Source organism: Salmonella sp. 741265055_HSA, assembly GCF_046569525.1.
Classification (GTDB): domain Bacteria; phylum Pseudomonadota; class Gammaproteobacteria; order Enterobacterales; family Enterobacteriaceae; genus Salmonella; species Salmonella enterica.
This window is the reverse complement of the sequence record NZ_JBKFSQ010000020.1, coordinates 79,483-90,320: the sequence shown is the minus strand read 5'-3', so window position 1 is coordinate 90,320 and position 10,838 is coordinate 79,483. Positions and strand designations below refer to the sequence as shown.

General features: G+C 42.0%; 4 protein-coding genes and 1 pseudogene. All 5 read right to left on the bottom strand.

The genetic code is table 11. The features are described from left to right. A pseudogene (gene siiE, locus ACLD4K_RS12980) lies at nucleotides 1-6,133 on the bottom strand (non-fimbrial adhesin SiiE); the annotation flags it as partial. A 16-nt stretch (nucleotides 6,134-6,149) separates the two neighbouring features. Then, a complete protein-coding gene (gene siiD, locus ACLD4K_RS12975) occupies nucleotides 6,150-7,427 on the bottom strand; it encodes an SPI-4 type I secretion system protein SiiD (RefSeq protein WP_001081935.1) in 1,278 nt (425 codons plus the stop codon). Beyond that, nucleotides 7,424-8,743 carry an SPI-4 type I secretion system protein SiiC gene (gene siiC, locus ACLD4K_RS12970; RefSeq protein WP_411011980.1) on the bottom strand — a complete coding sequence of 440 codons (1,320 nt, stop codon included), beginning with the start codon at nucleotides 8,741-8,743 and terminating at the stop codon, nucleotides 7,424-7,426. The genes siiD and siiC overlap by 4 nt, the downstream gene beginning before the upstream one ends. Then, the gene (locus ACLD4K_RS12965; protein ID WP_411011979.1) at nucleotides 8,733-10,121 is read right to left on the bottom strand and encodes a hypothetical protein; all 1,389 of its coding nucleotides are present in this window, start codon (nucleotides 10,119-10,121) and stop codon (nucleotides 8,733-8,735) included. The genes siiC and ACLD4K_RS12965 overlap by 11 nt, the downstream gene beginning before the upstream one ends. After that, a complete protein-coding gene (locus ACLD4K_RS12960) occupies nucleotides 10,118-10,750 on the bottom strand; it encodes a hypothetical protein (protein ID WP_183060026.1) in 633 nt (210 codons plus the stop codon). The genes ACLD4K_RS12965 and ACLD4K_RS12960 overlap by 4 nt, the downstream gene beginning before the upstream one ends. Between the last annotated feature and the right edge of the window lie 88 nt (nucleotides 10,751-10,838).

The following is a 10,838-nucleotide window of genomic DNA, read 5'->3' as shown; positions in this document are numbered from 1 at the left end:
GCGCTTCATTGGTCAGATTATCGTCGGGAATACCGCTGTCATTGACCAGTTCAATATGGTCAATGGTGATTTGCGTATCGATGGTGACCGTCAACGGCGCTGAGTGGCGAATATTACCCGCCTCATCTTTCACCGTTACCGTCAGCGTATAGTCGCCATCAGTCCACGCGCTGCCGGGTACAAAACGCCACTGCCCGTTAGTCTGCGTCAGCTCCACCTCCTCGCTGTGACCATCGCGCATCACCTGCACGACGACCTGAGTCACGTCAGAATCAATACCGCCGATAATAAAACCCGGCGTTTTAACGTTAGTCTTATTATCGTTGGCGGTGCCGCTATCATCTGCGCTATCCAGCGTGATGGTCGGTGTCGACAATGTGGTATCAATGATAAAATTGAGCGTTTCCGTCGCCGTGTTGCCTGCAACATCGGTTGCTTTCACTGTCAGGGTATACGTATTTTCGACCAGATCTGTCGGCCATATATACTCCCAAACGCCGTCAGACGTCAGCGTTGCGTTAACCCAGTTGATGCCGCCATCAAGACTCAGTTGCACAGAGTTCACGTCCGTCGGTACCGTAATATGAAACTGTGGACGTGCTTCATTGGTCAGGTTATCCCCGACAATACCCGTGTCATTAAGAAGCTCAATGCGATCAATAGACGTTTGCGTATCGATAGTCACCGTCAGCGGCGCAGAATAATTTGTATTACCCGCCTTATCTTCTACCTTTACCGTCAACGTATAGTCGCCATCGGTCCAGGCTGCGCCCGGCGTAAAGCGCCACACACCGCCGTTCTTAATCAACTCTATCTGTTGGTTCTTACCATCATGCGCCACCGTCACCACCACTTTGGTCACGTCGGCGTCGATATTACCGAGGGTAAAGCCTGGCATCTTAACGTTGGTGATGTTATCGCCAGCGGCGCTATCATCCGCGCTGTCCAGGGTAATCGTCGGTTCTGACAGCAGGGTATCGATGGTGAAGTCCAGTTTCTGCGTCGTTTTGTTTCCCGCCTTGTCGGTCGCCTCCACTGTCAGAGTATGCTTCCCCTCTCCTACATCCGTCAGCCAGGTATAATCCCAAACGCCCGACGTCGCGCTCTGCGTGGCGTCAAACCACGTTTTGCCGCCATCAATGCTCAGTCTTACGCCGTTAACATCCGCCGGTACTGTCACCTGAAAGTGCGGGCGCGCTTCATTAGTCAGATTATCGTCCGGGATACCGCTGTCGTTAACCAGTTCAATACGGTCAATGGCGATATGCGTGTCCACTGTCACCGTCAACGGCGCGGACTGCTTCACATTTCCGGCCCTATCTTCTACCTTCACCGTCAGAATATAGTCGCCGTCCGCCCAGTCACTGGTCGGCGCAAAGCGCCACTGTCCGCCGGTCTGAACCAGTTGCACCTCCTGTTTAATGCCATTATGCATTACCTCCACCATCACCCGGCTGACATCGGTATCAATATTGTTGAGGGTAAAGCCCGGCGTTTTAACATTGGTGATATTATCGCCCGCGATGCCGCTGTCATCTGCGCTGTCCAGCGAGAGTGTCGGCACAGACAGAGTGGTATCGATGGTGAAATCGAGCGTCTGTGTTGCCTTATTTCCCGCCTCATCGGTTGCTTCCACCGTCACGGTATGGGAGCCATCGGGCACATCATCCGGCCAGATATAATCCCAGGCGCCCGGCGTCGCGCTCTGGGTAGCGTTGAACCACGTCTTGCCGCCGTCAATGCTCAGGCGCACCACGTTGACATCCGTCGGTACCGTCACCTGGAAGTGCGGACGCACGTTATTAGTCAGATTATCGTTGGGAATACCGCTGTCATTGACCAGTTCAATGTTATTAATGGCGATTTGCGTGTCCACCGTCACCGTCAGCGATGCAGAATGGCTGGTGTTCCCCGCTTTATCTTCGACTGACACACTCAGGGTATAATCACCATCCGCCCACGCCCCTGTCGGCGTAAAGCTCCATCCGCCTGTGCCTTTCGTGGCGTCAAATGTGGTGGTGACGCCGCCATGCTCTACGCTGACCGTAACGCGAACGGCATCATCATCAATATGCTGCAGGGCAAATGTCGGCTGGGTGCTATTCGTCATGTTATCGCCCTGGATGCCGGTGTCGTCCGCGCTATCCAGTACGATGACCGGCACTGACAGCGTGGTATCCACCGCGAAATCGATGGTCTTCGTCACTGTATTGCCTGCGTTATCGGTCGCTTCCACCGTTAGCGTGTATTGACCATCTGCCAGGTCTGTCGGCCAGATATACTCCCAGCTTCCTGCCACGCCCGGAGTTGCCTGAACCCACGAATTACCACCGTCAATGCTCAGACGGACTTCATTGACATCCGTGGGTACCGTCACACGAAAGTGGGGACGGTCGTCGTTGGTCATATTGTCGCCTTTCACGCCGCTATCGTTGACCAGTTCCACCCCATCAATGGCGATTTGGGTATCGATAACGACCGTCAGCGGCGCTGAGTAGCTAGTATTTCCTGCCTTATCTTCTACTTTCACCGTTAACGTGTAGCTGCCATCCACCCACGTATTCCCTGGTGTAAATAACCAACTACCGTTGAGATGGGAAAGTTCGATTTCTTCGCTCACGCCATTGTGCATCACCTGTACGACGACCCGATGCACATCGGCATCAACACCGGAAATAGCAAAACCTGGCTTATTGATATTGGTCAGGTTATCGCCTGTAACCCCCGTATCATCCTTAGAAAGCAGGGAAATCACCGGCATTGATATTGTGGTATCGATAGTAAAATCGAATACCGCGCTGTTCGCTTTATTACCCGCGATATCCTCAACCTTGACATAAACCTGATGCAAGCCTTCCGTTAAATCTGAAGTAAAGGTATAGGCCCATGAACCATCAGGTTGTTGCGTGGCAACACCGATCTGCGTATCAGACGCGGCATCCCATACCTGAACACTGATAATGTCCGGATCAATATCTTTTAGGTGCAAGGTAGGTTTAACGATATTCGTTAAATTATCATCTGAAATTCCCGAATCTGAATCCGGGCTCAATGAAACTATCGGTATTGAAATAGTAGTATCAACGCTAATTAAGAAAGGATCCGAATGGGCAATGTTGCCAGCGACATCTTCAACTGAAGCGGTTATTTTATGATCGCCATCAACCAAACCTTGATCGGCTTTCAGGGTATACTCCCATCTGCCATCTTTATTTGTTCTGACCTCAGCGATCAGTGCGCCATCAATATAAAGTTTAACCGTTGAATAGGGTGCAGCGGTCCCTGTCAGGGCCGGACTCTTTTCATTAATAATATGGTCTGTATTATCAACCCCCGTATCGTTGATCAACTCTATTGTTGGTTTTTGCGTTTGCGTTACGATTTGGAAATTATACGCTGATGAGGAGGCAGTATTACCGGCAATATCTTCTACCTTTACCGTTACGTTATGCGAGCCATCGGATAACGTTGTGGTAAATTGAAAATTCCATACACCATCATCGCCAGCAATAGCCTCGCCACTTAAAACACCGTCGACATAGATGGAAACCTTAGCATTAGCTTCAGCCATCCCGGTAAACAACGGCGTATTAATTTTAGTAATCATATCGCCTTTAACGCCAGAATCAGCGCTATCATGCAACATAACAGTAGGGATCGGCGTAAAGCTATCAATGGTAAGCTGATAATCTACAGATGACGTTCTTCCTAAAGGATCGATGGCTTCAACCGTAATCTTATAAACATTGTCAGACAGATTTCGGGAAATATCAAAACTCCAGTTACCGTCTGCATCTGCAGTCGTCACGCCTATCGTTTTACCATCGATAAGGATATTTACGGTAGCAAACCTATCCGCTGTTCCCAGTAATGTCAGAGCATTATGTTTATTGGTAATCCAGTCGCCTTTTGCACCGGAATCATCACTGGCATCGAGTTCCGCTTTTGGAAGTACAACTTCAGTTTGAATAGTAAAAGAATATTTAACAGTAGAGGATTTGTTACCGGCGGCATCCTGAGAAATGATTTCAATATCATAGGCGCCCTGAAGAAATTTATTACTAAACTGATAATTCCAGGTCCCGTTTGAATCAACCTCAATGCTGTCATATAATTTGCCATCTCGCATCAATAAGATGGTAGACTTTGGCTCTGCCGTACCGACTAAAGCCGGTAAATCATTCCCTGATAAAATTATACCATTCGGTAAAACAACAAAATCATCCAAAGAAACCGTCGGAGGTACAGGGGCAACAGTATCGATAACGTAACTAAAGGAAAAATTCTTTTTGTTGCCAGCGACATCTTCAACAGTGAACGTAAGATTGTTAATCCCTTCCACTGAGTCTGAAGTGAAATTGAACGTCCATTCGCCCTGGTCATTCGCTTTAAAAATAACCTCTTCGCCAGTCTCACTATTTATGACACTGATAATAGCATTTGGCTCAGTTTTACCTGTAAAGGTTGGACGAGTATTGTTAGTAACGTTATCTCCAACAATACCGCTATCATCAGTCGTTTCAATCTCAGCGCTGAAATAGCTGATACGTGTATCAATAGTAAAAGGCAGATTTGCCGTCGCTGAGGTATGTCCGGCAATATCAGTAGCTGTTGCTGTTATATTGTATTCGCCATCCTTGAGCGGCGTAGTAAGCGTATAGCTCCATGTACCATCTTTAGCAACAATGACCTCACCAAGATGTTTAAGTCCAAGATAAATAGAGACTGTAGAACCGGGTTCCGCCACACCAATAAATGTTGGCAGAGTGCTATTAGTAATGTTGTCATTTTTAATACCGGAATCACTACTATCATCCAGCTCAATCGTCGGCTTTTCCGGAGGAATGGTGTCGGTTATGATACTATCCGTCGTTTCGTTTTTATTACCTGCTTTATCCACGGCAACGACTTTTATACTATTTTCGCCCTCAGATAATTCATTATCTTTAAATTCATAACTCCAGTTTCCATCTTTATCGACATCAACGCTGGCAACCAGTTTATTATCTACATAAATGTCAACCTTAGCATTCTCTTCCGCCGTACCAACAATTGAAGGCGTCAAGGTCGGCGTTAAGCCCTTATGACCGGACACACTGCTTTCAGGCGAAAGTTCAAATGTTGGCTTATCGGTAACGGAATCGATAGTAATGACAAGTTTGGCGCTACCGCTCCCATCAGCAGTCTTGGCCTCTGCCTCCAGATTGTATGTTCCATCAGTCAATGTTTCAGGCGCTGTGAAGGTGAAGTTACCCAAACTATCCGCTACAGCCTGACCGACAGCAATACCATTAATTTTAATAATGACCGTGGCATTGGGAGCAGTGCTACCGACAAACTGAGGTTTGGTAAAATTAGTTATACTATCATCTTTGCTACCGCTGTTACTCTCAGCCGCAAGCGCTAATGTGACTTTAAGCGGCTCTTTAACAGACTCGGCATCGAGCTTATTTTCCTCATTTTTACTGCTATTACTTTTGCCAGTGCTGGTATTTTTATTAATAGGTTGAGGAAGAACTTTTTCAGCATCGTTCTGTTTATAAGCCTGCGTTGCTTTAGCCTGTGTATTTTGCTGAGAAGCATCGCTTTGCTGAGCCAGATTGTCTTTTGCTACATTGTCAGCCAAAAAGTTCTGCAGCATTTCTTCAATTTGCTTTGACGAGTTCTGTACTTCAAACGCTTCATTGAGTGCTTTTTCTGCAGCCTCTTTAGCTTTCTCTGCTTCTTCCTTCGCCTTGTCAGCTTCTTTCTTTGCATTTTCAGCATCATCAAACTGCTTTTTTAATTCCTCTTCTTCCTTCTTATTTCGTTGTTTGCCATTACCTTTTTTTTCTGCCTGAGCAGTATCAACCAATGAGCTGTCAATTCTCTCTAGTTGAATATCTTTTAAATCTACGCTGCCCAGAATTTTAGCGCCGGTAATAGTCTTATCTTTAAACTTAACAGCGAGGTTATTGCCTTTGATACTTGAATAAAGAGCACCATTGACAATAATCACTGAACCACGCGACGTGGTAATGTTCATGTCTGGCCCAGAAAGAGAAACTTTTGCGCCTTTGGCATTACCCAAAGAAGATAAATCAATTACAGAATTTTGATCGGCAAAAAACTTTTGTATGCTTTTATTTCCCATAATATTATATTCACTCTCAAGGTGTATCTAATCGTTTAGTATTAACTGGTTCTGAAAAGGCTTTGTCCACGCCTTTCATCAAAGGAGATAACAGGTATTCCATAATGCTGTGTTTTCCGGTAATTACACTGGCGTCAACAGTCATACCTGGTTTTAACCACCGTAAATCATCTTCATTAACATCGAATGCAATAATTACTTTATAATAACGCTGAATTGTTCCTCCGGTATTTTCCTCATAGGAATCAGGGCTAATATTATCGATAGTCGCATTATACGATTTTATCTTTGGTTGGATAATTGACTGGACATCCAGCTTAACGGCTTCATCTACATATATTTGGTCACGGTATTTGGGTAGTATTTTCACATCAGCCAGCATAGTCCTTACTTTTGGTTTTATTTCAAAAAGTAAATCCGCCGCCTGGATCACACCACCATGAGTAGTGGCACTTTTGTTGATTTTATAAATTACGCCGTCAACCGGTGAATAGATATCCTCCTCATTTATCTGCTTCTCTATTACTTTTAATGTAGAGTTAACAACCTCAAGTTCCTGAAGATTTTTAGATATTATTTTAGATAAAGATAGTCGCAATTCATTATTAAGCGCCTCAATATCATTAACAACCAGCTCAATATCATCTTTTTTTAAAGTGATGCTACTTTCAATATCATTAATTTCAGACTTAACTTTTATATACGCCTGTTTCTTGTTAAGAAAATTGGTATATGGGCTAATTCCTTTTTTTACCAGTGGGGAAAGAATATTTATTTCTTCGGCAAGCAATGCCAGTTCTTTTTCTTTCGAACTTAGCTTCTCTTGTAATCCGCTAATCTCAGAATCAAGAGAGGTTTTTTTTAACTCTTTAGCTCTTATCTGACTATGCACTAATTCAATATTCGCTTTTACCTCTTTGTTGCTTAAAGAACGGGTGCCATCCAGGGTAATCAATCCACTCTCATTTTCTTTATCAAGAATGAAAGATATTTCGTTAACATCTTTATCCAGATACCCTTTTTGAGTTCTATACCTTTGATATTCCTTTTGTAGATCAAGGTTAACGACCTTTGCAAGGAGTTCTCCTTTTTTTACAGTATCACCCTCAGCCACATAAATATCTTGTATCGTCCCTCCTTTAGAAAGAGATATTAACTGAGCATTATCTTTAGTAGTGATAACACCCTGACCATGAACCACTGAATTAATTTCTATAAAGTAGGTAAGGATAATAATTAAGATCGTCAAGGAAATAATTATCATCATGAGATGATCGCTTTGTCTTCTATTCATTTCATTCCATTTAGCTCACTTTCAGCATTTCCTTTTAAATAATCCATCAAATGGAAAATCAATGAGAGTTGTTGTAACTTTAAAATATACAGGCTATATTTGCTGTCGATCATGCTTACATATGCCTGAAATGCTTCATTACGGCTTGAAATTAAATCAAGCAAACTTTTTTGCCCTAACTGAAACTCCTGCTCATATAATTCAGTAAGCTGTAACGCGTTTGTATGTGAACGTTCCGCCACTGAGTAAGTCTCTTTTGCAGCGGTATATTTTGAAAGTTGTGAATCAATGTTATAACGAGTTTTAATCAAAAAATCGTCAATTTGCAGCTTAGCCTGCGAGTAACTTGCCACCATTTTTCTTTCCTGGGCTGAATTTCTGAACCCATTAAAAATGTTGAAACTGACATTGATACCCGTTTTAAATTCATCTTCATAATCACTTTTTTTGGCACTACCGCTCGGATTATTCTGTACATAGCTGGAAACGAGATCTACAGTCGGAAAATAGGATGATTTTGCGGCATTAATATCTTCGGTCGCGGCTTTTCGGGTATTGACAAGCATCTTATAGTCATCGTTGTATTTCATCACCATGTCCATAAGTTTTTCAGGGCTTTCGACAAAGATATATTTTTTGAAGAGATTGAATTTTTCATCGCTTTGAATCTGAACTGGTGATAAATTCAGACCAGTCATATTCTGCATTTTATACATTTCATCATCCAACATCGACTGATACATAATGCTTCTGGTATTTAATGCATCGATAGATACTTGTACTTTACGCATATCAGATTGCATAGCGACACCGGAAGATACCAGCAGCGAAAAAGTTTCCAGCATCTTTTTATAAAACTCTTTCTCCAGATTTACGCCATCAATCATTTCACGATATTTACTGATGTTATAATAGGTTGTCACAACCTCCTGAGACACTATATTCTTTGTTTTTTCATAGTCAGTTTTACTATTATCTCGTTCGTATTCAGATTTCCTGATATTAGCCCCACTCACTCCAAAATCCGTTATTCGGTATGATAAAGACACCTTATTTTCAACGTTTCTCTCGGTACCTGATGACTCTTTTCTGTTATTATTAAGGCCAGATGTTAGATCCAGGGTAGGATAAAGTGCTGCCCGTGAAAGATCTAAGTCACTGTTTTTCTTTTCAGTCTCATAATATGAAACAGCAACAGAGGGCTGATGCGTTAATGCGGCATTAACTAAATCTCTTAGAGGAATGACCGGAAGCTCGCTGGCGTATGTGCTTTGTGTAATAAAAGCAGTCGTCAGAAAAAACATCTTAATCTTCATTTTTTTCCTCCTTGTTTAACAAACGTTGCTTTACTATTTCCTGATGCATAGATGTTATTTTTTCCATTAATGGCATATAGGTATCACGGTAGCTAACCATTTCAGCACTAATCTCTTTAGTATTGGCAATAATCTTTTTATCAGTAGCCGATAGATCGGATAGTGCTAAATGAACACTGTTCATATCCTCATCCATTTCTTTTCTAAGCCCATCGAGAGTATGAGAAATATCGGCACTGCCAGCGGCAATATCGCTTATGGTCTTACCATGTGAAAGAGATTCCTGATAACATTTATCAACTGATGCCATTATTGAATCATTCTTTTTGTCTATAATATTTTGTATTGTACTCATTGCCTCCAGTCGTGCATTATTATCAGCAAGCAGGGTATTCCCTTCAGATAAACGAGAGGTAATTGTTATTACACCGTCAACTAATTTTTTGGTATTTTCGTTATTGCTTACCAGATAACCATCAATCAGCGTAGAAAGTTGTTCCAGTTTTGCTGAGTTATCCAATAGCCGGTTTTGCAAAGTGACAAAACTATCTGATAGCATCACTCGTTTCTTTTCTTCATCCTGCGTCCGTAAATTTTCAACTGTCAGGTAGTTATCAAAAAACGCTTTAAACAACTCTTTAAATTCCACAAGCGTCTCTGATTCAACCCGCAGACTTCGTTGTTTATTATTGGATCTGTTACTTATGATTTTTAATTTTTTAATTTCCGTAGAAACAAGGGAATAGGAGCTGCGAACAAAAACACTTTGTGAGGTCAGGAGTATGGCGCAAACAACACCATAGATAGAAGATACAAATGCGGTATTCATCCCTTTCAATGGTTCAGAAAGCGACGCTACCATTGTCACGATCATATTGAGTGTATTACTTGCATTATCACCGCCAACATCTGATGGCGAGCTCAATAAGTTCCCGATTGAACCAATCGTAATAGACAGACCCGCAAACGTCCCCAACAGGCCAACAAGCGTCGACACATTGCTACAGCTCATAATAAATGACAATCGTTGGTTACGGGCAGTAGACACATTGTCATCTAATTCCATCAGCAAATTAAAATCACACTGTTTGGGTTCCCCGGAAAACAAAATCTGATTGAGGTTAGAAAGAATACTATTTTTTCTACTGGCGTCCTGAGCTATTAATATGTCTTTTGCTGAAATATTTTTAAGAATAGTGAATAATGCACACAAAGAACCTGTAATATAAATGGAAATAATGACCCCATTGTAAATTGCAGAAACCATAAAGTTATCAAAAATATACTCTCTTATACCGGGAAAAGATAAAGCTAAAAAAGGGAGTATGGCAAGTAAAAAACAGATGAAAAAATAGCGGTAATGGTTTATATATTTCACTCTGACACCTTTTTATTAATAGTAGTGATGATAGCTTTACTCGTTGTACTTGATGCTGCGGAGTTAACACTCATGTCAATAACTACATCAGGATATATTTTCTTAATCTCTTTCATCAAAATAATTCCCCGTTCATATCCCAGTCGTAAAGAGTCAGAGAAAGAGATGTCTGCCTGAGGAATAACCATTTCTATCAATAAATTACTATTGATTTTGTCTTCTAACCAAGCCTCTATTTTATGAGTGTCCTCTGCTGAAAAGCTTCTCAGCCTGCCATGATACGTAATAACAAGCTCATTTTTTGTAGACGTTATATCAATTTTCTGACCATCGGCGATATCGTATACTCCAACCTCCTTACCTGGCATTGCAGTAATTCCGTCCGACACATCTTGTGTATTCACTTTCTTATTAACTATTTCATTAGCATTTGAATTGTCATTGGTTCCGCTATTTTGAGCAGAAGATTTAGTATTATTCTTTATATTTGCCGTATAAACTTTAATTGAGTTATCATACATGATAATCATATTATTAAGTGCAAATACCAACATAAGAAATATAAAAATGCACAATACAGTAGAAAATGTATCAACAAAACTAGGCCACGGATTACTTTCGTCTTCCATGTTGTCTCCTGATATTACATTGTGAATAAAAAGTTTTTGTGGATTAGAAAGGATAAAGGATGCTCAGGTTATTCAGAAAGTGAACGCT